General features: G+C 45.9%; 21 protein-coding genes and 1 pseudogene. 8 read left to right on the top strand and 14 right to left on the bottom strand.

Annotation, left to right across the window (positions count from 1 at the left end; all coding sequences use genetic code 11):
- The first annotated feature begins 117 nt into the window (after positions 1–117).
- On the top strand, positions 118–471 hold the full coding sequence (locus CCVT_RS02815) for a histidine triad nucleotide-binding protein (protein ID WP_018136832.1): 354 nt from the start codon (positions 118–120) through the stop codon (positions 469–471).
- 395 nt (positions 472–866) lie between these two features.
- Here the strand turns inward: CCVT_RS02815 and CCVT_RS10090 are convergent, their stop codons facing one another.
- The 4 genes and pseudogenes from CCVT_RS10090 to argH all read right to left on the bottom strand — a co-directional run bounded on the left by CCVT_RS10090 (position 867) and on the right by argH (position 4,951).
- Positions 867–1,301, bottom strand: coding sequence for a CZB domain-containing protein (locus CCVT_RS10090; RefSeq protein ID WP_407644585.1), 435 nt, complete (start codon positions 1,299–1,301; stop codon positions 867–869).
- Positions 1,287–1,535: pseudogene (locus tag CCVT_RS10085) on the bottom strand (methyl-accepting chemotaxis protein); the annotation flags it as partial. The pseudogene CCVT_RS10085 and the gene CCVT_RS10090, both read right to left, overlap by 15 nt.
- A 480-nt stretch (positions 1,536–2,015) precedes the next feature.
- Positions 2,016–3,158 (bottom strand): WG repeat-containing protein, encoded by a 1,143-nt coding sequence (locus tag CCVT_RS02805; protein ID WP_035160899.1) that lies wholly within the window; start codon positions 3,156–3,158, stop codon positions 2,016–2,018.
- Between the two features lie 389 nt (positions 3,159–3,547).
- Positions 3,548–4,951, bottom strand: a complete 1,404-nt coding sequence (gene argH / locus CCVT_RS02800) for an argininosuccinate lyase (RefSeq protein WP_018136835.1) — start codon at positions 4,949–4,951, stop codon at positions 3,548–3,550.
- Positions 4,952–5,333: 382 nt separating this feature from the next.
- Between argH and CCVT_RS02795 the strand changes: the two genes are divergently transcribed.
- On the top strand, positions 5,334–5,501 hold the full coding sequence (locus CCVT_RS02795) for a cupin domain-containing protein (RefSeq protein WP_018136836.1): 168 nt from the start codon (positions 5,334–5,336) through the stop codon (positions 5,499–5,501).
- Here CCVT_RS02795 and CCVT_RS02790 read toward each other — a convergent pair.
- Positions 5,487–6,389, bottom strand: coding sequence for an AraC family transcriptional regulator (locus CCVT_RS02790; protein WP_018136837.1), 903 nt, complete (start codon positions 6,387–6,389; stop codon positions 5,487–5,489). The genes CCVT_RS02795 and CCVT_RS02790 overlap by 15 nt on opposite strands.
- 151 nt (positions 6,390–6,540) lie before the next feature.
- On the opposite strand from CCVT_RS02790, the gene CCVT_RS02785 reads away from it, so the two are divergent.
- From CCVT_RS02785 to CCVT_RS02775, 3 genes are all read left to right on the top strand, one after another.
- The gene (locus CCVT_RS02785; protein WP_018136838.1) at positions 6,541–6,978 is read left to right on the top strand and encodes a hypothetical protein; all 438 of its coding nucleotides are present in this window, start codon (positions 6,541–6,543) and stop codon (positions 6,976–6,978) included.
- A 40-nt stretch (positions 6,979–7,018) separates the two neighbouring features.
- Complete coding sequence (locus CCVT_RS02780) at positions 7,019–7,402, top strand: hypothetical protein (RefSeq protein ID WP_018136839.1); 384 nt, start codon at positions 7,019–7,021, stop codon at positions 7,400–7,402.
- Between the two features lie 75 nt (positions 7,403–7,477).
- Positions 7,478–7,852, top strand: coding sequence for a hypothetical protein (locus CCVT_RS02775; RefSeq protein ID WP_018136840.1), 375 nt, complete (start codon positions 7,478–7,480; stop codon positions 7,850–7,852).
- On the opposite strand, the gene CCVT_RS02770 is transcribed toward CCVT_RS02775, so the two are convergent.
- The 4 genes from CCVT_RS02770 to CCVT_RS02755 are packed head-to-tail and all read right to left on the bottom strand — an operon-like array spanning position 7,853 to position 11,348.
- Positions 7,853–8,401 (bottom strand): oxidoreductase, encoded by a 549-nt coding sequence (locus tag CCVT_RS02770; protein WP_018136841.1) that lies wholly within the window; start codon positions 8,399–8,401, stop codon positions 7,853–7,855.
- Positions 8,402–8,410: 9 nt separating this feature from the next.
- Positions 8,411–10,582: a heavy metal translocating P-type ATPase gene (locus CCVT_RS02765; RefSeq protein ID WP_018136842.1), complete on the bottom strand. Its 2,172-nt coding sequence runs from the start codon at positions 10,580–10,582 to the stop codon at positions 8,411–8,413.
- Positions 10,582–10,788 (bottom strand): heavy-metal-associated domain-containing protein, encoded by a 207-nt coding sequence (locus CCVT_RS02760; protein ID WP_018136843.1) that lies wholly within the window; start codon positions 10,786–10,788, stop codon positions 10,582–10,584. Before CCVT_RS02760 ends, CCVT_RS02765 begins: the two co-directional genes overlap by 1 nt.
- A complete protein-coding gene (locus CCVT_RS02755; RefSeq protein ID WP_211437469.1) occupies positions 10,785–11,348 on the bottom strand; it encodes a GNAT family N-acetyltransferase in 564 nt (187 codons plus the stop codon). Before CCVT_RS02755 ends, CCVT_RS02760 begins: the two co-directional genes overlap by 4 nt.
- A 117-nt stretch (positions 11,349–11,465) precedes the next feature.
- Here CCVT_RS02755 and CCVT_RS02750 point away from each other — a divergent pair, with 117 nt between their 5' ends.
- The 3 genes from CCVT_RS02750 to CCVT_RS02740 are packed head-to-tail and all read left to right on the top strand — an operon-like array spanning position 11,466 to position 14,027.
- Entirely contained in the window at positions 11,466–12,173 is a 708-nt protein-coding gene (locus tag CCVT_RS02750; protein ID WP_018136845.1) for a YebC/PmpR family DNA-binding transcriptional regulator, read from the top strand.
- A gap of 17 nt (positions 12,174–12,190) precedes the next feature.
- Positions 12,191–12,682, top strand: a complete 492-nt coding sequence (locus tag CCVT_RS02745) for a peptidylprolyl isomerase (protein WP_018136846.1) — start codon at positions 12,191–12,193, stop codon at positions 12,680–12,682.
- A 10-nt stretch (positions 12,683–12,692) separates the two neighbouring features.
- Positions 12,693–14,027, top strand: coding sequence for a cation:dicarboxylate symporter family transporter (locus CCVT_RS02740; protein ID WP_018136847.1), 1,335 nt, complete (start codon positions 12,693–12,695; stop codon positions 14,025–14,027).
- Between the two features lie 24 nt (positions 14,028–14,051).
- Here CCVT_RS02740 and cuyB read toward each other — a convergent pair whose 3' ends face one another.
- The 5 genes from cuyB to CCVT_RS02715 form a co-directional block, all read right to left on the bottom strand.
- Positions 14,052–14,741 (bottom strand): cysteate racemase, encoded by a 690-nt coding sequence (gene cuyB / locus CCVT_RS02735; protein ID WP_026175507.1) that lies wholly within the window; start codon positions 14,739–14,741, stop codon positions 14,052–14,054.
- The gene (locus CCVT_RS02730) at positions 14,738–16,030 is read right to left on the bottom strand and encodes a dicarboxylate/amino acid:cation symporter (RefSeq protein ID WP_018136849.1); all 1,293 of its coding nucleotides are present in this window, start codon (positions 16,028–16,030) and stop codon (positions 14,738–14,740) included. Before CCVT_RS02730 ends, cuyB begins: the two co-directional genes overlap by 4 nt.
- 139 nt (positions 16,031–16,169) lie before the next feature.
- Positions 16,170–17,540, bottom strand: a complete 1,371-nt coding sequence (locus CCVT_RS02725) for a CAP domain-containing protein (protein ID WP_018136850.1) — start codon at positions 17,538–17,540, stop codon at positions 16,170–16,172.
- Complete coding sequence (gene pckA, locus CCVT_RS02720) at positions 17,515–19,092, bottom strand: phosphoenolpyruvate carboxykinase (ATP) (RefSeq protein WP_018136851.1); 1,578 nt, start codon at positions 19,090–19,092, stop codon at positions 17,515–17,517. Before pckA ends, CCVT_RS02725 begins: the two co-directional genes overlap by 26 nt.
- 291 nt (positions 19,093–19,383) lie before the next feature.
- Complete coding sequence (locus CCVT_RS02715) at positions 19,384–21,192, bottom strand: biotin/lipoyl-containing protein (protein WP_018136852.1); 1,809 nt, start codon at positions 21,190–21,192, stop codon at positions 19,384–19,386.
- Between the last annotated feature and the right edge of the window lie 63 nt (positions 21,193–21,255).

Raw genomic sequence — 21,255 nt, 5'->3', positions numbered from 1 at the left:
TCAAACCTTTAGAAATTTTTGATACCGATTGTAGTCAAAAAGAGTTAAAATTCAGATAAAAGGCGCTAAATTTAAGTGCACTTTGATATAATTTGAGAAAATTTTAAAGGAGTGAAAATGACGATCTTTGAAAAAATAGTAGCGGGTGAAATTCCATGCAACAAAGTCCTTGAAAACGATAAATTCTTGGCATTTCACGATATCAATCCAAAAGCGCCGATTCACATTTTGATAATCCCCAAAAAACACTTTGAAAACATCCAAGGGATGGATCCGAATTTAATGGGCGAGATGCTTTTGTTTATCCAGCAAGTAGCACGTCTGATGGGCGTGGATAAAAGCGGCTATCGTTTAGTCACAAACTGCGGTGAAAACGGCGGTCAAGAGGTCATGCACCTGCATTTTCACCTGCTTGGCGGAGCAAAGCTTGGCTGGAGCGATGCTGTAACAAATCCGCAATCCACGTTTTAACGCATCTCCACCCTAAATTTAGGGTGGATCTAAATAAATTTGGCTCTATTTTAATAGTATTAAGTGAGTGCTTCGTAAATATCATTAAAAGCGAGCATATAAAATTTAGCTCTGTAATAATAAATCATTGACGCTTGCTTCGCAAATCCTGCTCGCTCCAGGAGCGACCTAGCACGGACGCGAACAGCGTTTGTGCGGGAGCGAGTAGCCGAACATATAGCACGATTTTTTGCTTCGTTACACTCGCAACTGCGAGCAGACCGCGTTCAGCCTTATGGCTTCTCTGAAAATCGGCGGTGATAGCGTCGCTTCATAAGGTTTTACTCGAATGCTGTTCGCATTCTCCTGCTTTGAAAGCTGAAAATCAATGAAATATTACAACAGAGCCTAAAATTTTACTTTCTTGCTTTCTTGATAGCCGCCAAAAGCATCTCAAAGCCGATCTTGCTTGACCTCTCGACATCTTTTAAAGCCGATATAGCCTCTTTTTTATGACCTTTGTCGGCCGATCTTTCTATCACTTTAGCTAGTCCGCTATGGACGTTTTCATGATGGTGAGCTATCTCGTTTATAGCCTTTTGATCGCTACTTATCGCGCCTTTTACATACTCCTCGAACCACTTGCCAAACCTGCAATGATGGACATCGGGGATGCTGTCTCGCTCATCTTTTAAAATGGCTCTATACCCGCTTAATTTTAAATTTATATGATCAATCTTGCCGTTGCTGACGTTGATCTCGTTAGTCACGTTTAGCGCTTGGCTTAGTAAATTTTGAGTATTTTCATTGACGCTTGATATATTTGCGTAAAATTCATCTAAAATTTTCATCGTATTTGCCGAAAGATCGGAAAAATCTTGGCTCATCTCGGACATCGTGTTCGCATTTTGTTTAAGCCCATTGATATTCACCTCAACTTCCAGCGTCGCTTTTTGCGTGCGCTCGGCGAGCTTTCGCACTTCGTCCGCCACGACGGCAAAACCACGCCCATGCTCACCCGCGCGAGCCGCCTCGATCGCAGCATTTAGGGCTAGTAGATTCGTTTGATCAGAGATATCTTTTATCAAATTTATGATCTCAGAGATAGAGGAGACGCTGTTTGTCAAAGACGAGGCGTTAGCTTGCAGATCGGTACTTTTTTGCTGCACGCTTTGCATGGAATTTACTATCGATGTGGTCTGCTGCGTAAGCTTCTCGGTCTTGGCGAAGGTTTGGTTGTTTAGATCGTTCATACCGCCAAGCGCCTTGATATTTTCCTCCATCGTGTTTTGTAAAAAGTTCATACCATCGGCGTAGCTATCTATCAAAAGCGTCACGACTTCGTTATTGTCGGCGTTAGATTCGTTTTTGCCAGCACCTACGTTTTGCGCCTTTGCTACTTCGTTTCTAGCTAGCTCAAGCTCTTTTTTGAGTCTTTGAATTTCTAGTGTGAGCTCGTCGTTTTGCGCTTGAAGCTCTTTTTGTCTTGAATTTCCAAACATCTTTTATCCTTTGGCGCTTATTATAATGAAAATTTCCTCGTTTTGGGCATAAATTTTTAAAATTTATCGCGGCTTTAACATCGGCTCGCCGTTTTTATCAATGAAAAATAATATATACTCCCTCTCTAACCTCACAAGCGCAAGCCCTTCGCTAAAATCACTATAAGGGCGGTAGAAAAACGGCGGTATCACGAGATTTGCACTCTTGTCGATCGCGCCCCATTTATCGTCCCACTCTTCGCCCTGACTGACAAACGCCAGCCCCTCGCAAAAATGATGAGCCGCGTCAAAAGCCTGTGGCAAAGCGACATTGCCGCTACTATCAATGAAGCTAGACATATACTCTTGATCCTGCACGGCTGTGAATTCGTCATAAAAGCCGCTTAGCGTCTGATACTTGCCAAAAGGCACGATGAGCTTGCCGTTTGTGTCGATGAACGCGTATTGGGGGTAAATTTCTGTTTGCTCGCGCCTGATGACCTGAGCGATGCCGCGTCTAAAAATATCAACTGCAAGATAGCTAGGCGGCACGATGATGTCGTTATTTTCGTCAATGAAGCCCCATTTTTCGCCGACCTTGACCGCCATCAGCCCCTGCGACCTAAGCCCCGCACCATCATATAAGGGCGGTATCGCCGTTCCGCTTTTTGTGTTTATGTAACCCCATTTATGCGCTCTAACTGCGGCAAAGCCCTGCGAAAAGTCGCCTACCTCGCTAAATTTAGGCTCTATAAGGACATCGCCGTTTTTACCCATAAAGCCCCATTTTTTGCTGCTTTTATCCATAAATTTAGCCAAACCGTCATGAAAATCGCCCACTTTATTAAATTTTGGCGGGATGACGACCTCGCCCGATTTATCGATAAAAAAGCGCCGCCCTTTGCAAGCCACCCTAGCTAGCCCTTCGCAAAAGCTGGCGGCAAAGTCAAATTTTGGCCTTACCTTAAATTTACTTATCTTGTCGATAAAGCCCCATTTTCCGCCACTTTTCACGGTCGCCAGCCCCTCGTGGAAATCACCCGCAGCCTTAAAGCTCAAAACCTCTCTTTGCGCCCCGCTCGCATCTACCGTAAATATCCGCTCACCCAAGCGCGCATACGCTCTACCTCGCATAAATTTCGTCGCGTAGTCAAATTTAGGCTCTATGACGACCCGTCTGCTCTCATCTGCAAAGCCGAATTTTCCGTTATTTTCTATTAGTTGCATGTTTTTCTTGTTTAAATTTGACACTGTTTTGATGAGGTGTTCGTCTTTATTGTTAATAAAAGCAATAAAGCGAAGTCAAACCTTACAAAACGACGCTATTGCCGCCGATTTTCAGGGCAGGCGAAGCCGAAGCAAAAGAGATTTTCTTCGAATGCCGTTTGCACCCATCTCTATATCTTTTCAAGGGGCGGACAGGGCTCTACTTACGAAGCGTCTCCCCTTCCGCCCCTTAGACCCCACCTTCCCCACTGCACGTTCAAGGTTGCTGTCGCTTCGCGACAGGTTTAAAATAAATAGCAAAAGTAAATGGTGCTTGAAATACTTTTTAAATAAAGTCATTGCCCCCTACCACTCACATTTATCTATATTATCGCTCCCCTAAACCAAATTTAATCCCCACTCTTTGCCAGCCACGATTCTAGCTGCTTTATCTGCTTTCTCACACTCGCATTTGCCGTGCCACCGGCTGATGTCCTAGCCTCTTTTGACGCGTGTAGGTTTAAAAATTTAACGGCATTTTCATCTAAATTTTCATCCACGCTTTTTAGCTGCGCGGCGTTAAGCTCACTTAGATCCACGCCCAAGCTCTCTGCGTGCGCCACAGCCTTGCCCGTGATAAAGTGCGCCGTGCGAAACGGCACGTTTTTCTTGCGCACGAGATAGTCCGCCAGATCAGTCGCGCTCAAGTGTCCTTTTTTGGTCGCGGCAAGCATATTTTGCTCGTTAAATTTAGCCTCTTTCATCATCGCGTTTAGGATCGCAAGTGAGCTCGTCGCGGTGCGGACGCTGTCAAATACGCCCTCCTTGTCCTCTTGCATGTCTTTGTTGTAGGCCAGCGGCAAGCCTTTCATCGTCGTTAGAAGCGCGATGAGATTGCCGTTTACACGCCCGGTTTTACCGCGTATGAGCTCGGCTACGTCGGGATTTTTCTTCTGCGGCATTATCGAGCTTCCGGTCGAATACGCATCGCTGATCGTTACAAAGCCAAACTCCTGCGAGCTCCAAAGTATCAGCTCCTCGCAAAGGCGCGAAGCATGCGTCATCAGCACGCTGATGTTAAATAAAATTTCTAGCGCAAAGTCGCGATCCGAGACGCTGTCCATCGCATTTTGCGTTATGCCGGCGAAATTTAGCTCCTGCGCCACCAGCTCGCGCCTGATCGGATGTGGCGTGCCGGCGAGCGCGGCAGAGCCTAGCGGGCAAAGATTGTTTCGCTCGTGCGAGCTGATAAACCGCTCAAAATCGCGTTTAAACATAAACGCATACGCCAAAAGATGATACGCAAGGCTCACGGGTTGGGCGTGCTGCAAGTGCGTGTAGCCAGGCATCAGCGTATCAAGGTGCGCGCCGGCAAGGCTCGTGAGAGTAGCGATAAATTCGCGAATTTGACGCGCGATCTGCTCGTCCTGACGCAAAACGTAAAGGCGAAAGTCCAGTGCGACCTGATCGTTTCTGCTGCGCGCGGTGTGCAGCCTGCCACCAAGCTCGCTGCCGATTAGCTCGCTAAGACGCTTTTCCACTGCCATGTGAATGTCCTCGTCGGCGGTCTTGAACTCAAATTTACCCTCCTCGATCTGAGCGAGCACTGCGTCCAGTCCCGCCACGATCGTAGCGGCTTCCTCTGGCTTTAAAATCCCACACGCACCAAGCATTTTCGCGTGCGCCTTGCTACCTGCGATGTCCTCGCGGTAGAGGTTTTTATCAAAATCGATCGAGGCGTTAAACTCCTCCAAAAGCTCGCTACTCTCGCCACTAAATCTGCCCGACCACATTTTTTTAAGACTTTCTTGCATCGTTTTTCCTTTTGGCTAAATTTTGGCTTTGATTTTAATAGTTAGTGCTTCGCAAATCTTACTCACTCCAAAGGGCGAGAGTAGCGAGTGGAGCGAAGCTAAGCCTTAGCGCGACTTTTTCTGCTTCGCGTTGCTCGCAGCTTTTTAAGACGCTTCGTTACACTCGCAACTGTAAGCAGACCCGCACTCACTTTGTTTCGCTGAAAATCGGCGGCGATAAGCTCGCTAATAAGATTTGACTACGCTAGAACGTTTAAAATTTTAAAAAGCACTATTTTTAAAAACAAAGTCTTAAATTTTAGCCCTGATTTTAGCTCAAATCCACTTAAATTTCACGCCGCCTTTACTCGGCTCGGCTAAAATGAACGAAAAAGGAGCAAAAATGAAAAAGCGAATTTGCCACGTAGGTGAAATCGAAAAAGGCAACGTAGTCATCTCCGCCAAGGGCGAGTGTCACGATATGAAAAACACGGGCAAGGAAGATTTCATCCGCCGACTACGTGGCGCTAGAGTAAATTTAGGCGCAAAAGCCTTATCAGTTTGCTTTTAACATCGCCGAATGGACCTTTGGAGCGACGCCAAACATCCTTGAATACTCCCTACTAAACTGCGATGCGCTCTCGTATCCGACCTCAAAAGCCGCCTGTGCTACGGGCAGATCGGTGTTTGAGAGTAGGTTTTTGGCCTCTTCAAGGCGTATCTTTTTTTGAAAGGCTATCGGCGAGAGCGAGGTTATCGTTTTAAAATTCTGATAAAGCGAACTCTCGCTCATATCGCACGCACGGGCTAGATCTTTGATATTTATCTTTTCGTTGAAGTTGTCCTTTATCTTGATGATGGCACGCGAAATTTTGTTCGAGGCGCTACCTTGCATGGCAAATTTACTCAAAAAATATCCGCTTTTTTTATCATTTGCCAGGGCGAAAAGTATCTCTTTTTTGATGAGACCGGCTATGTAGTCGATGTTGCTTTTAGGCTTGTCATTTAGCCAAACCAGCCTTAAAAGCGGCTCTAGTAGCTCATCGCTAAGCTCTCCGAAAAATACGCCTTTTTCGCTTTTTTGTAAATTTTGCTTCTGGGTCTCTATGTTTTTTAGCACCTCATATATCTCATCAAGGCTGAATTTTAACGCCAAGGATACGTATGGCTCGTCTTTGCTAGCCTTTGTGACGCGCACATTTAGCGGCATATAGGTCGAGGCGAGAAGATATGTGTTTTCATCGTATCCATACATATTTTTACCAAACCCTACTGCCTTTGCACCTTGTAGTATCACGCAAAAAGACGGCTCGTATAATGCAGCCCTAAGAGACTCGCCGGGATGATCTGTAATGTAAAATTTCAGCGCCTCCATTTGGCTATTTACACGCCCTGCGACGCCGTATTTTTGCAGTAAAAGCTCCTTTATCTGCTCTCTTAAATTTTGCACGCTCATCATATCAAACTCCTTTATTTTTACTGCATGAATTTTAGCAGAAAATTTATAAATTTGTAGGATCAGGCAAGGATTTGACCTTAAATTTTACTCCATCCGCTTAAATCGGAGTTATAATATCCAAAATTTTTCAGCGATAAATATTAGCAAACTGGTGGCGGGAGTGTGCCTGATGCTTTACGGTGTAGCTTGCTTCTTTGCGGGCAATGCAAATAGGTTTTTAAAAAATTTCATTTCGCCGGATAAAAATTTGATTTTTGGATTTCTCGCCTCGTTTTTAGCCTTATGCTTTTTGGGGAGCTACTTCGTTTTTGCGGCGTTTGCGGGGACGTTTTTGCTGGGTCTTGGATACGTTTTTGTTCAGTCCGTGTTAGCCAGCGAGGCGCTACGTCCGAAATTTGGCAAAGGGCTATCCTCCGGTATCATCGGAGTGGCGATATTTTTTGGCGGAGGTATCGGCACTGCCGTGGGAGGCGAAATTTTACGGCATTTTGACTACCGCGTTTTGTTTTTATCGTTTGCCATTTTCCTAGCCGTTTTGCTCGCTTTTTACTGCGCGGATTTGGCAAAAGCACGCAAGATAAAGCTCTAAAATTTCAAAATTTTGCCGATATAGACAAAAAGGAGCTACCATGCAAATCGACACGAATTCAAACTCATATACAAATTTATACGACACGCAAAAAGTACAGCAAACAAAGCAAACTACAGGCGCTGCGACGCCCGATAAAACGGCTGTCAGCGTAAATGACGGCACGCAAACTGCCACAGCTGCAAGCGGAAGCACTAGCACTCAAAGCACTAAAAACTCCACCCAGGAGCTTGAGCAAACGATCAAAGAGCTACAAGAGCAGCTAACAAAGATCAGGCAGCAAATAGCCCAAACGCAAAAAAGCGATGATGCGTTTTCAAGGCAGATGTTGCAGTATCTCACCTCACAGCAAGCAGACATCCAGGCGCAGACACTCTCGCTTCAAGCGCAAATTTTAAGCTCATCGTCGGCACAAACGCTTTAAAATTTCACAAAATCCCTTTAGCTTTTTGCGAAATTGCCGATATGTGTTAGTAGATAACCCAGGAAAGGACAACGCATGCAGATCGACACTTTGCTAAATTTACGCGCCAATGCATACGACGGCTATACTTCGGTATCAAACGCCAGCTCGCAGACGAATATCCTGGTCGCCTCAGACACCGATCAAAAGGATATCGTGCACAAGATAGAAAGCAGCGAGACCAAGCCGGAGCACACCACTATCAAAAAGTCAAACGAGCCCGAACTAAGAGAAAATTTACAAAAACTGCAAGATACGATGACGCAGATCGGTCATCAAATATCAAAGGTCGAGCACCTAAACGACGAGACTTCAAAGCAGATGTTGCATCACTTCAACATCGCTCAGGCCGACATCCAGACAAATATCCTAAGCGTGAAAACTAAAATTTCAGAAGTTTCGCAAGATTGATCAGCTCTTTTGCTTTTTGCCGATCATCGCGCCAAGCGCAGTGCAAAAATCCTCTAAAAAATATCCCATTGCCTTATAAAAATTGCTGGTAGCCTGCGCTTGAAGCTCTTTGGCAAGCTCGTTTGCATAAGGTAAAAAATATGCCGATGAAAAAGCTGCTAAAAGACGCTGAGAATTTTCATTAGCCTCGTTTTTCAGTATCGCAGCGATTAGCAGTAGCTGGTTTGAGACGCTGTCTATCCCGTCCGCTTTTGGCTCAAATTTTATGCTTTTATAAAATTTCGCAAGATCGTCTTTTGCACTTGGAAAATAGTGGCTCGCTAGAAATTTCGGCTTTAGCAGCACGAAATCATCGCAAAGTGCCGCACTGCTTTCATCTTTTAAAAATTTAGCGTAAAATTCGCCGCCAACCTTGCTCGCGTGCGTTTTGTTCTGCACTATCCAGCCTTTTGATTTTTTGATGCGCATAAACTGTGCGACGTCTAAAATTTCATTAAAATTCGCAGCAAGAGCCATTGCTACGACGCTATAAACTTCTCCGACTCTCAACTATCATCCTTAAAATTTCAAATATCTAAGCCTAAGCGAATTGAGCACGACCGTGACCGAGCTAAAACACATCGCAAGTGCGCCATAAACCGGGCTAAGCAATATCCCAAAAATAGGATACAGTACGCCAGCGGCGACCGGGATACAAACGACGTTATACACAAAGGCCCAAAACAGGTTCTCTTTTATCGTCCTCATCGTGCTTTTGCCAAGCTTTAGCGAGCTGGCTACGCCCTTGACGTCGTTTTTCATGAGTACGATATCGCCGGCCATTTTTGCGATATCAGAGCCAGAGTTCATCGCGATGCCTACATCGGCCTCTTTTAACGAAGGCGAGTCGTTTATGCCATCTCCCACGAACACCACCTTGCCCTGGCGACTAAGCTCTTTTATCTTTTCAAATTTATCGCTTGGAAGCATATTTGCGTAAAATTTATCTACGCCAAGCTGCGCGGCGATGTGCGAGACGACTTTCTCGTTGTCACCCGATAGGATGACGCTTTGTGCGCCTAAATTTTCAAGCTCGCCAAGCGCCTCTTTCACCCCGCTCTTAAGCTCGTCGCTTAAGGAGATGAAGCCTCTGAATTCGCCGTTTATCGCGCAAAGTATGATGCCGCTTCCCTCGTCTAAAACGCTTGAAATTTCGCCTTTTTGCTCGTCACTTATCAAAACGCCGTTTTTTGCCAGCAAGCTCTCGTTGCCTATGACTATGCGATTTTCATCGTCTTCGTAAACGACGCCGTATCCCACGATATTTTCAAATTTACCCTCAAGCTTCATAGACTTTATGGAATTTTGCTTGGCAAATTTCACGACCGCTTTTGAGATAGGATGCTCGCTCAAGGCTTCAACAGAGGCTGCTAGGAGCAGATCATCATGGCTTAGCTTGCAGCTTTTGACGCTGATTTGACCTTTGCTAAGAGTGCCCGTTTTATCAAACGCTACAAATCTCACATCCTTCATGAGTTCGATGACTTCGGGATTTTTGATCAAAATTCCATCCTTTGCACCGCGTGCTAGCGCCGTGATGATGGCTATCGGCGTGGCAAGGCCTAACGCGCACGGACACGAGATGATTAGCACGCAGATCGCGCTTGAAACGGCATAGGTGAAATTCCCGCTAAAAACGATCCATACAAAAAGCGCCAAGAGCGAGATGCAAATGACACTTGGAACGAAGATATTTGCGATCTTGTCGGCTAGGCGGCTGATAGGCATTTTTTTAGTGCTGGCGTCGTTTAGAAGGTTTAAAATTTGAGACAGTAGCGTCTGGTGCGAGCCCTTGCTCACTTTCACACTTATATATCCGTTTGTGTTTAAAGTGCCTGCAAACACCTCGTCTCCGGCCTCTTTATAAACCGGCAGGCTCTCACCGGTCAGCGTCGATGCGTCTATTTCGGCTCCACCTTGGACTATCACTCCGTCACAAGGCACGTTGTAGCCGTTTTTTACGACTACGATATCGCCGATATTTAGCTCCTCGACACTCACTTCTACGTTTTGTCCGTCAGGCTTTATGAGGATCGCGGTCTTAGGCGAAATTTTAAGCAGGGTCTTTAGATAATCGCCCGCCCTAGCCTTCGAGCGCTCCTCAAGGTATTTGCCAAGCAGCACGAAGGCTATTATCATCGCCGAGCTTGAGACGTACATATTTCTAAGGTCGCTTGGCAGGGCGCTAGGGAACAAAAACACAAAAAGCGAATACAAAAACGCGCTGCTCGTTCCAAGTGCGACCAGCACGTTCATATCGTAGTTTTTGTTTTTGATAGCGGCGTAAGCGTGGGTGAAAAAGTCTCGTCCGCTAAAAACCAGCGTCAAAAAGGCCACAGCAAGCATCAAAACATCGTTTAAAACGCCTCGCTTGCCTAAAATTTCAAGCCCCATTATGACGAGGCTGGCTGCAAACGCAAAAAGGAATTTATTTCTCATATTTGCTATATGCTCGCTGCGTTTTTGCTCGAATTCATCAAGATCGGTCGCGATGTCGTATCCTAGCTTTTTTATCTTTGCTTCTAAAATTTCGCGCACGCTGTCATCGCGCAGGACAAATTCGCCCGTCGCATTTGCGAAATTTACATGCGCTTCAATGACGCCGTCAAGCTTTTTAGCCACCCTTTCGATGGCGTTAGAGCAGTTTACACAGCTCATGCCGGCGATGTTTAGTTTGACGCTTTTAGGCATTATTTGACCTCTTGCAAGACCTCAAAGCCAAGATCTTCTATCTCGGTCTTGAATTTATCCACATCACTATCGGCGATATCTACGCTAACTAGCCTTGGCTCGCTGTTTAGATCGACGTAAATTTCGCCAAATTCGTCCTCGAGTGCATTTTTTATCGTTTTTGCGCAGTTTTCGCAGTGGATATTTGCAACTTGAAATTTTTTCATAATATCTCCTTTATCATATGATGATATTTGTGTGAATTCACGATCTTCGTCGTATCTTGCCTAAAGCCCAAACTACCATAAAACGCTTCTGTTTTTTGCTTATCTTCATCTACTAGCAAAGCCACTTTGCTATGGCCTCTTTGTTTGGCTATCTCGCATATATGGCTTATGAGCTTGGTCGCTATGCCTTGTTTTCTAAAATTTCCATCTACGGCGATGCTGTCTATGTAAAATTCGTCCTCAAAACATTCAGCATCTATCTGCCTGCTTATACCAAGCCTCTTGAAATTCCTCATAAGAGGTTCGTTGTATTTTATACTATCTGCACCCCAATACGCACAAACAGCACCGACTATATTTTCACCGACTTTATAAACAAATACGTTTTTGTAACTCAAGTGGCTATCTTCACTCTCAAAAAACGAAGCTAGTATCTCATCGCTTTGTATCTTGTCTCGCACCCCGCTAAGATAAAACGAGATATCCTCTAAAGCTAAATTCAGCAGCTCTATGCAGCGTTTGGCATCGTGCCTTCGCGCATTTGAAATCACACCTTTCATTATAAGTCCCAAAATATAAATTTTTATCAAATCATACCAAAATGCACCAAATTTCAAAATAATAAAATTTTGTTTTAGATATAATCTTGAAAATTTTTGATTTTTGTAAGGAAAAGTATGGGACGAGCATTCGAGTATAGACGAGCGGCCAAAGAAGCGCGCTGGGACAAGATGAGCAAGGTTTTTCCAAAGCTTGCCAAAGCCATAACGGTAGCCGCCAAAGAGGGTGGCGTCGATCCTGATATGAACCCGAAGCTTCGTGCCGCCATAGCCGCCGCAAAGGCCGAAAATATGCCAAAAGACAACATCGACGCGGCTATAAAGCGCGCTAACGGCAAAGATAGCGCGGATATAAAAACGATATTTTATGACGGAAAGGCCGCACACGGCGTGCAAATAATAGTCGAGTGTGCTACCGACAATCCGACACGAACGGTCGCAAACGTAAAGGCTATATTTAGTAAAAACGGCGGCGAAGTGCTACCAACCGGGAGCCTTAGCTTCATGTTTTCAAGAAAGAGCGTCTTTGAGCTGAACAAACCTACCACAGATATCGAAGAGATCGAGCTAGAGCTGATAGACTTCGGACTAAGCGATATCGAGTTTGAGGACGACACGCTTTATGTCTATGGCGACTACACCAGCTTTGGTACGCTTCATGAAGGCATCGAAAAGCTAGGACTTGAGGTCAAAAAAGGCACGCTTCAATACATCCCAAATTCCACCATCACCTTGAGCGAGGAGCAGATGCAAGAGGTCGAAAGACTGCTTGACAAGCTAGAAGACGACGATGATGTGCAAGCTGTTTATACGAATATCGAATAAAATTTCAAAGGAAAAATATGCGTGAAGAGTTAAAAATTTACGATGTGGATCTAGACGAACTAAGAAAGTCGAGATTTGCCGTCCTTAGTACCGAAAAAGGCGACATAACGCTTGAGCTTTTTGCAGACGAAGCTCCGCAAGCGGCCGCAAATTTCGTAGAGCTCATAAAAAGCGGCTTTTACAACGGGCTGAATTTTCACCGTGTGATACCAAATTTCGTCATACAAGGCGGTTGCCCCAACGGAAACGGCATGGGAGGTCCTGGCTGGCGCATAAAATGCGAATGCGACGGGCAAAAGGTAAAACATGAGCGTGGTAGCCTATCTATGGCGCATGCGGGTCGCGATACTGGCGGTTCGCAGTTTTTCATCTGTCATAGTCCGCAGCCTCATCTAAACGGCGTTCATACGGTATTTGGAAAATGTGCGAACGAAGAGAGCCTAAAGGTGCTAGACAGCATCAGACAGGGCGATAAGATCATCTTAGCACAGATAAAAGAAAGCCTGTAAAGGATAAATTTTGATACCACAATACATAAAAAACGCAAATTTTGCGACAAAGTTGCTCTTCAACCTCGCGTTTTGGGTCGTTTTAGGCATCGTAGCCGGCGTGCTGGTGGGGCATTTCTACCCAGAGCTTGGTATCGCCAGCAAGCCCGGGATCGATTATTTCATCAAGGCCTTGAAATGGCTCATCGGACCGATCATTTTTCTAACCATCATCTCCGGTATCGTGGGGCTTGAGAGTCTAAAAGATCTCGGCACGATCGGCTTTAAAGCGTTTATCTACTTTGAAGTCGTGAGCACGCTTGCCCTTGCCGTGGGAATTTTATTCGGTGAGGTTTTACGCCCGGGTCATGGCATGAATATCGACCCTGCTACGCTAGATACCTCCAGCGTGGATAAATTTATAAAAGCTAGCGACGGCTCGGCTAATCTTGGCTTTGTCGAGCACGTGCTACACATCCTAAAAGGTGCTATCCCACCTGATCCTATCTCACCATTTATCCATGCAAATACGCTTCAAGTGCTATTTATGGCGCTAGTAGTCGCGATCGTGCTTTCGTTTTTAAACAACGATCACAAAAAGCTCGTGCTAAAGCCGCTAGAAAAGATCCAGCACTATGTGCTAAAATTACTTGCCATTTTGATGCTGTTTAGTCCGGTCGCAGCGTTTTCGGCAATGGCGTTTTTGATCGGTAAATTTGGCATCAGCTCGCTACTAGGCATGGTCGAGCTACTACTCGTGATGGCGGCTGCATCGTGCTTTTTCATCTTTATCGTGCTGGGTATCATCTGCTATTTCGCAAAGGTCAATATCTTTAAATTTATGCGCTTCATATCGCGCGAAGTACTAGTCGTCTTTGCCACCAGCTCCAGCGAGACAGCACTAGCTCCCCTCATGCAAAAGCTAGAGTCCGCCGGCATCAACAAAGGCGCCGTAGGCCTCATCATACCGACTGGCTACTCATTCAACCTAGACTGCACGAACATCTACCTAAGCCTTAGTATCATTTTCCTATCATACGCGACAAATGTCGATCTCACGATCGGGCATCTAATCAGCATCCTAATCGTACTGATGATCACCAGCAAAGGGGCTGTGGGCGTGACGGGATCAGGATTTATAGTATTAGCAGGCACACTCGCCGCACTCCCTAGCACGGGCATCGCGGTAGCTAGCGTGGCGATATTGCTAGGCGTGGATAAATTTATGTCCGAGATGCGCGCGGTAGGCAACCTCTGCGGAAACGCCGTGGGCTGCATGATAGTCTCTATCTGGGACAAAAAAGTGGATATGGATAAATTTAGATACGCTTTGGATCATCCAGAAGAGTATCATTTTCACTCATGATTTAAATTTAGAGCGTTTTGCGCTCTAAATTTTCCTCTCTAGTCCAAACTCTACACCGACCTTGGCGAGCTCCAGCGTCGCGTCTATAAATTTATAATCCCTATCCAAAAACGGCAAAAACATAGGTATCTCGGTGCAAGCGGCGATATAAACATCAGCCTTTATCCCGTTTATGATTTTGTTGAAGATCGGTACGAATTCTTGCGTCTTACCGGCCTTCACACCCTTATAGATGCAGTCCATAATCCCGTCTTGTTGCTCTTTTGTAAAGCTCACGCTATTTAGCCCGTATTCGTCTAAAATTTTATCGTATACGCGCGCTTTTTTCGTGCCGCTAGTTGCTATGACAGCGATATCTTTCGCGTCCGGGTATCGCCCTTTTATGGCATCTACCGCGGCCCTTGCGATATGTAAAATTTTGACTCCGGCCTGCTTTTGGATATCCTCGGCGAAAAAATGCGCTGTATTGCAAGACATCAGTAGCGCCTCGCAGCCGGCATTTTTCAGCCGTTTGGCGCCTTCTACCAGCTTTGGCAGAGGACTTGGCCCCTCGCCCATTATAAATTTCGTCCTATCCTCTATCTGCGAATAAGAATCTATCACTATATGCAGATGCTCTTGATCGCACGTAGCAGGCGTTAGTTCCGTCATTTTCTTGTAAAGATCGGCACTTGCCAGCGGCCCCATGCCGCCGATTATCCCTAGGCATTTCATCTGTTCCATACCTCCATATCCAGTTCGTTTTCACTCTTGGCGACTATGACCGCACCGACCATATCACCGACTACATTCATCGATGTCCTACCCATATCGAGGATAGCATCTATACCAAGTATCATGCCATAAGCTATGGCTACGACGCTTCCGGCCTCCACTTTTAGACCGACCGACTCAAGCACCATCAAAAGCATGATAGCACCGGCGCCAGGCACTCCGGCTGTCCCGATCGAGGCCAAAACAGCGGTCAAAACGACCGTGAGCTGCTGCGAAAAATTTAGCGGCACACCCACGATGTTTGCGATAAAGATCGCGCAAACGCCAAGATATATGGTAGTTCCGTCCATATTTATCGTAGCTCCCACCGGGATAGTAAAGCCAAAGATGCTTCTTGGCACGCCCATATCTTTTTCCGCCGTCTCCATAGACACAGGTATCGTAGCACCGGATGAACGCGTCACAAAGGCCGTCACCATCGGCGGACGAACCTTTTTTAAGAATTTTATAGGGCTTAGTTTATAGATCAAGCAGATCACGCAATAAACCAAAACGATCTGAAGCAAAAGGCCTATATAAACGCTGATCGTGACGCTCAAGAGCGGTCCGAAAGCATCCGCACCGCTCTTTGAAAAAACGATGAAAATAAGCGCGAAAACGCCGATAGGGGCGTATTGCATGACCCAGCCGACGACTTTGAACATGACCTCGCTCATGCCCTCAAAAAACGAAAACACGACATCGGCTGAATTTTTGACCTTTTCGTCTTTGCTATCACGGCAAAATGCAAGTGCGATACCAAAAAATACGCAAAAACAAATGGTAGGTAGCACTTCGCCCTTAGCCACCGAGCCAAAAGGATTCGTCGGCACGATGTCAAGCAAAATTTGCACCAAGGTCGGAGCCTTGGCCTCCTTAGCCGTGCCAGCGATGTTTTCTAGCATCATCCCCTCGCCAGGAGCTATGACCGCACCCACAAAAAGTCCGATGATAATGGCAAAAAGTGACGTTATCAGATAAAATATAATGATCTTTACGCCGACCTTGCCAAGCTGAGCCGGCGAGATGGAGCTCGTTCCTACGATGAGGGTGCAGACGATCACGGGCACCATTATCATCTTTAAAAGCCTAATGAAAAGGTCTCCAAATGGCTGCAAAAACTCGATCGCCTGGCCTGCATTTTGAAAAACGATACCAAAAATAGCACCCACGATAAGGCCTATCAAAATCCTCACAAGCAGGTTGCTCTTAAAATAAAAAGAGAAAATTCCGCCTTTTTGCTCGCTCATAAAACGTCCTTTGTAACATAGATTTTATTAAACTATATTACTTTTAGCCTAAAATTCAAATTTAATTTTTAGAATTTAGAAACGATGATAGCAAAAACGACCGGCGATGTTTAAATTTTACTCAAAATTTAAACGCCTCTTACTTTGATCTCTTAAAATTTAGCCATATCAGCGCAAACGCAAAGATAGCCGTCAATGCGACCAGTACGCCTTTTATGAGATATCCTCGCCTTTTTTCGAGAGCCTTTTGCGAACTGCTTGTGAGCACGACCTTTACAGGAGTTGCGTTATTTAGCAAGATCTCTAGGCTATCGCCCTTTAGTCCGCTTAAATTTACGCTAAGCGTGTTCGTTCCGCTTTGTTTGATGTCAGGACTTAAAGATTTTGGATATTTGTAGTCATATCTTTTGATGACATCGTTACAGTTTTTGGGGCGGAAAAATATCTCGTATGTCTTGTCCGCATCCACGCCCAAAACATCGCCGCCCGCCGCCTCGAAATATGGATGAGAAAAGCCCTTTGTCTTAAAGCTCCATTTTATGTCATCTTGTCTGACGCCGTCTCTCTCGTAGCTAAAGACCGCTTGATACTGCGCGTCAAAGTCAAACACTTCGCGCGAAAACGCCGCAAACTGCTGCGGGCTAAATTTTTTGTTGACATCGTTTTTGACGTCTAAAATTTTTAGATCTTTAAGCCGCTCGCTATCTTTATATATCTCGAAATTTAGCATTTTTATATTTTTAAAATTTTGGCTAAGCTCGATGCTGACGGGATTTGCAGTGATCTTGCACTCGGGGAAGGGATCCGGGCTCTCGCCGCTAAAATAAGGTAGCACTGGCATGCCCTCAGGAAATTTTACATAAGGTCTGCTTGAGTAAGTGAGGCTCTCAAGCCTATCTGCGCGCATCTTGAGATCTTCGTTCGCGCAGACACGGGTGTAAAATTTCCCGCTTCCGCCGTCGCTCAAGCCCTTTTTGCAAAAATTTTCGATCTTGGAATTTCCTATCAAAAAGACGAAAGAGGAAAATTTCTCATCCTTTGCCATGAAATACCCGACCTCATCGACGCTAGGACTCAAAAATGCAAATCTATGATATATCGCCGTAAAAAGCCCGTCGATCGCGGAGGTAAAATCCTCTTTGTAAGCTATGTTTTCAAACACGCTTGCGGCTTGATACCCGGCGAATTTCGCTCGCTCCGCCGGGTTTGCGCCGGTGAAATTTTTACTACCTCTCGTCTCGTCGTGTCCCATGTATTCGTTTGTGGTGCAGTATCTGGCATGGTTTTTAGCGCCCAGTGCGAGGTCGTCGTTAAATTTCAGGCTTTTAAGCTGTGAGCCGTTTCGATATGCGTTTAGATACTCTAGCGCACTATCGTAGGATATCAGCGAGACAGTCGGCTGTTTAGCGGATTTTAGCGGTGCGTTTTGCTCGCGGGAGTCCTCGCAGCCCGCAAGCAAAATCGCTCCTACAAGCAGTCCAAATTTAAGCTTTTGGACCGGCTTTGGCAAATTCCACGCCCTCTTTCACGTCTTCGTAGCGTTTGAAATTTTCTACGAACATCTTGGCTAGCTTACCGCGTGTAGCGATATATTCGCTCGCGTTTGCCCACGTGTTTATCGGGTTTAGCAGCTTGGTTTCGACGCCTGCTAGCTCCTTTGGTATTGCGAGGTCAAATTTTTCAAAATTTTCAAATTCACACTTCGTGATGCTGCCGTCAAGTATCGCGTTTATGCACGCGCGAGTCGCCTTGATACTCATGCGCTTGCCCGTGCCATACGCTCCGCCGCTCCAGCCGGTATTTACCAGATAGACATTGACGCCGTGTTTATCGATCTTCTCGCCAAGAAGCTTTGCATAAACGGTCGGGTGTAGCGGCATGAAAGGCTCGCCAAAGCACGCGCTAAACGTCGCCACAGGCTCGGTGATACCCCGCTCGGTGCCGGCAACCTTGGCGGTGTAGCCGCTTAGGAAATAATACATCGCCTGCTCTTTGCTAAGCTTTGCCACCGGTGGCAAAACGCCGAATGCGTCGGCCGTTAGAAAGATGATGTTTTTAGGATGTCCGCCGCTTGAGCTTGGCTCGTAGTTGTCGATGTGATAGATCGGGTAGCTCACGCGGGTGTTTTCGGTCTTGCTACCGTCTTTGTAATCAACCGCTCCGTTTTCGTCCGCGACGACGTTCTCAAGCAGTGCATCGCGCCTAATGGCAGCGTAAATTTCAGGCTCGCTGCTTGGATCGAGATTGATACACTTCGCGTAGCAACCGCCCTCGAAGTTAAACACGCCATCATCGTCCCAGCCGTGCTCGTCATCGCCTATTAGCTTGCGATTGGGGTCGGTCGAAAGCGTCGTCTTGCCCGTGCCGCTAAGTCCGAAAAATAGCGCGGTATCGCCCGCCTTGCCGATGTTTGCCGAGCAGTGCATGCTTAGCTTGCCTTCAAGCGGCAGCCAGTAGTTCATCATCGAGAAAATTCCTTTTTTCATCTCGCCGCCATACCACGTACCGCCGATGACAGCGACGTTTTCCTCGACGTTGAAAATGACGAATACATCCGAGTGCAGCCCGTCATTTTTGTAGTCCTCGTTTTTGCATTTGCAAGCGTTATAAACGACGAAATCTGGGCTAAATTTAGCTAGTTCCGCCTCACTCGGGCGGATAAACATATTTTTTACAAAATGCGCCTGCCACGCAACTTCGGTCACAAAACGCACGGACTTTTTACTCTTTTCGCTCGCCCCGCAAAATGCGTCTTGGATGAAAATTTCCTTGCCGCTAAGCTGCTTTTTGGCTTTTGCTAGAAGCTTGTCGAAAAGCTCTTTTGAGATAGGTTGATTTATCTTGCCCCAGGCGATGTATTTTTGGCTAGGATCTTGTTTTACGAAGTATTTATCTTTCGGGCTGCGACCCGTGAAGATGCCAGTATCCACCATAAATGTGCCGTTGCTTGACACGCGCCCTTCGCCGCGAGCCTTTTCAAGCTCGAAAAGCTCATCGTAGCTAAGGTTGTGATTGATCTTTTTGATGTCACTCAAGCCTAAATTTTCTAGTTCATTTACCATAGTTTTCCTTTAAATTTTGATCAAAATAGTCTAACTTTCACCAGCAACAAAGTAAATTTAAATTTACCATGCCGCTTGTATTTCAAAATATTAGTGCAATATTCCTTAACACCCTCTTTATTGAGCTTGCGCCGGAATTTACGTAGCTTTATGGAGGCTAAATTTTCATTTGGGATTTAATTTATTTTTTTAAGGATAAAATAGAGGCTGGCACGGATATGAGTATAGTCGCTTCACTAAGAAGCAAAAACAAAATAGACCGCACCATCATGGTAACGGCCTATTTTAGGCCTACATCCTGGCTATAACCTGAGAGCTTTCTACATTTTGCCCCTGCTTTACTTCGATCGAGCTTATCGTGCCGTCTTTTGGAGCGGAGACTTCTATCTCCATTTTCATAGCTTCTAGCACGACGATAGCTTGCCCTTTCTTGACCTTATCGCCTGCTTTGATCAAAATTTTATGCACTACTCCCGGCACCGAGCTAAGTATGGCGTCGCCATTATGACTGGCGGGTGAGCTTTTAGACGAATTTTTAGCGGGCTCTGCGGCAACTTCGGTTATGCTTTTTACCTGCACGCTATCGTTAAAGCCCTCGCTTACTTCGACATTATAGCGGCTACCGTTTACGACTACGCTATACCTGCCGCTTTGAGTGGATTTTTGCGTGCATGGCTGCTCTTTTGGCATTTGACTTATCTTTCTTACATTGACCTTTGCCTGGCCCTTTAAAAATGCTATGCCCTTTTCCTTGCAAGCAGCAGCGATAAATACGTTTTCGTCGGTAACGGCTATACCCTCGCTCTTTAAAATTTTACGCGTAGCTTTAAGCGACTTACTCTCATCGCGATCTGCGATATCGATGGCGTTTTCTTTGGTTGGCTTTAGCTTTAGCTGTTCGCTGGCTAGCTTTACGACCTTGCTATCAGGCTCACAAGGAGTATGACCGAAGTAGCCAAGCACCATTTTGCCGTATCCGTCGGCTATCTTTTTCCATTTGCCAAACATCACGTTATTAAAAGCTTGCTGGAAATAAAACTGACTGACAGGCGTTACGCTCGTGCCGTAACCGCCCTTTTCGACGACCTCGCGCATAGCTTCTATCACGGCGGGGAATTTATCAAGGATATTGTTGTCACGCATCATTTGAGTATTTGCAGTGAGCGCACCGCCCGGCATCGGCGAAAACGGGATGAGAGGGCTTACCTGTATGGCTTCAGGCGGGGTGAAATAATCGCTCAAACAATCTCTCAATACGCTTTCATATTTTAAAATTTTCTCCACATCAAGCCCGCCAAGGTCGAAATTTTTACCCTTTACGGCGTGCAGCATCGTGAGTATATCAGGCTGGCTGGTGCCTCCGCTGACTGGACTTGCGGCCAGATCGATGCCATCAGCTCCGGCCTCAAGCGCGGCGAGATAACATGCTACGCTGACACCGGCGGTCTCATGAGTATGAAGGCGGATATGAGTATCTTGTGGGAGAAGTTTGCGAGCCATTTTGATAGTTTCATAGACCTTTTGCGGGCTGCTTGTGCCGCTAGCGTCCTTAAAACAGACACTGTGATAAGGTATGTCCGCGTCTAAAATTTGCCTTAAAATCCTCTCGTAAAACGCTACATCATGCGCTCCTACGCAGTTTGGCGGCAGATCCATCATAGTGACTACGACCTCATGCTTAAGGCCGTGATGAACGATGCGTTCGCCCGAATATTTTAAATTTTCCACGTCGTTTAGCGCGTCAAAATTTCTGATCGTAGTCGTGCCATGCTTTTTAAACATTTTTGCATGCAGGTCTATGAGCTCACGACTACCGGTGTCGAGCGTCACGGTATTTACTCCGCGCGCCAATGTCTGTAAATTTACCCCTTCGCCCACGATGACGCGAAATTTATCCATCATCGTGAATGCGTCCTCATTAAGGTAAAAATAAAGACTCTGAAAGCGTGCACCGCCGCCAAATTCAAAGTGCTTTATGCCCGCCTCTTTGGCCGCTTCGACCGCGGGGAAAAAGTCGTCCATAAGCACCCTGGCACCATAAACCGACTGAAAGCCGTCACGAAACGTAGTATCCATAATATCGATAAATTTCTTCGCCATTTCGTTGCCTTTTTTTGGATTAAAATCATCGTAATTTTACCTTGTTTTAGATTAAAGTAGATA

This window comes from Campylobacter curvus (assembly GCF_013372125.1).
GTDB lineage: Bacteria > Campylobacterota > Campylobacteria > Campylobacterales > Campylobacteraceae > Campylobacter_A > Campylobacter_A curvus.
Note: the sequence above shows the minus strand (reverse complement) of the source record. Positions and strands in the feature narration are given on the sequence as shown.

What these genes read in the sequence shown, in the direction of transcription:
- CCVT_RS02780 (WP_018136839.1), top strand. Translation starts at nt 7,019, where the DNA reads ATGCAAATCGACACGAATTCAAACTCATATACAAATTTATACGACACG.
- CCVT_RS02765 (WP_018136842.1), bottom strand. Translation starts at nt 10,582, where the DNA reads ATGCCTAAAAGCGTCAAACTAAACATCGCCGGCATGAGCTGTGTAAAC.
- CCVT_RS02760 (WP_018136843.1), bottom strand. Translation starts at nt 10,788, where the DNA reads ATGAAAAAATTTCAAGTTGCAAATATCCACTGCGAAAACTGCGCAAAA.
- CCVT_RS02745 (WP_018136846.1), top strand. Translation starts at nt 12,191, where the DNA reads ATGCGTGAAGAGTTAAAAATTTACGATGTGGATCTAGACGAACTAAGA.
- CCVT_RS02795 (WP_018136836.1), top strand. Translation starts at nt 5,334, where the DNA reads ATGAAAAAGCGAATTTGCCACGTAGGTGAAATCGAAAAAGGCAACGTA.
- CCVT_RS02805 (WP_035160899.1), bottom strand. Translation starts at nt 3,158, where the DNA reads ATGCAACTAATAGAAAATAACGGAAAATTCGGCTTTGCAGATGAGAGC.
- CCVT_RS02715 (WP_018136852.1), bottom strand. Translation starts at nt 21,192, where the DNA reads ATGGCGAAGAAATTTATCGATATTATGGATACTACGTTTCGTGACGGC.
- CCVT_RS02730 (WP_018136849.1), bottom strand. Translation starts at nt 16,030, where the DNA reads ATGAGCGAGCAAAAAGGCGGAATTTTCTCTTTTTATTTTAAGAGCAAC.
- CCVT_RS02815 (WP_018136832.1), top strand. Translation starts at nt 118, where the DNA reads ATGACGATCTTTGAAAAAATAGTAGCGGGTGAAATTCCATGCAACAAA.
- cuyB (WP_026175507.1), bottom strand. Translation starts at nt 14,741, where the DNA reads ATGAAATGCCTAGGGATAATCGGCGGCATGGGGCCGCTGGCAAGTGCC.
- pckA (WP_018136851.1), bottom strand. Translation starts at nt 19,092, where the DNA reads ATGGTAAATGAACTAGAAAATTTAGGCTTGAGTGACATCAAAAAGATC.
- CCVT_RS02790 (WP_018136837.1), bottom strand. Translation starts at nt 6,389, where the DNA reads ATGATGAGCGTGCAAAATTTAAGAGAGCAGATAAAGGAGCTTTTACTG.
- argH (WP_018136835.1), bottom strand. Translation starts at nt 4,951, where the DNA reads ATGCAAGAAAGTCTTAAAAAAATGTGGTCGGGCAGATTTAGTGGCGAG.
- CCVT_RS02775 (WP_018136840.1), top strand. Translation starts at nt 7,478, where the DNA reads ATGCAGATCGACACTTTGCTAAATTTACGCGCCAATGCATACGACGGC.
- CCVT_RS02755 (WP_211437469.1), bottom strand. Translation starts at nt 11,348, where the DNA reads ATGAAAGGTGTGATTTCAAATGCGCGAAGGCACGATGCCAAACGCTGC.
- CCVT_RS10090 (WP_407644585.1), bottom strand. Translation starts at nt 1,301, where the DNA reads ATGAAAATTTTAGATGAATTTTACGCAAATATATCAAGCGTCAATGAA.
- CCVT_RS02750 (WP_018136845.1), top strand. Translation starts at nt 11,466, where the DNA reads ATGGGACGAGCATTCGAGTATAGACGAGCGGCCAAAGAAGCGCGCTGG.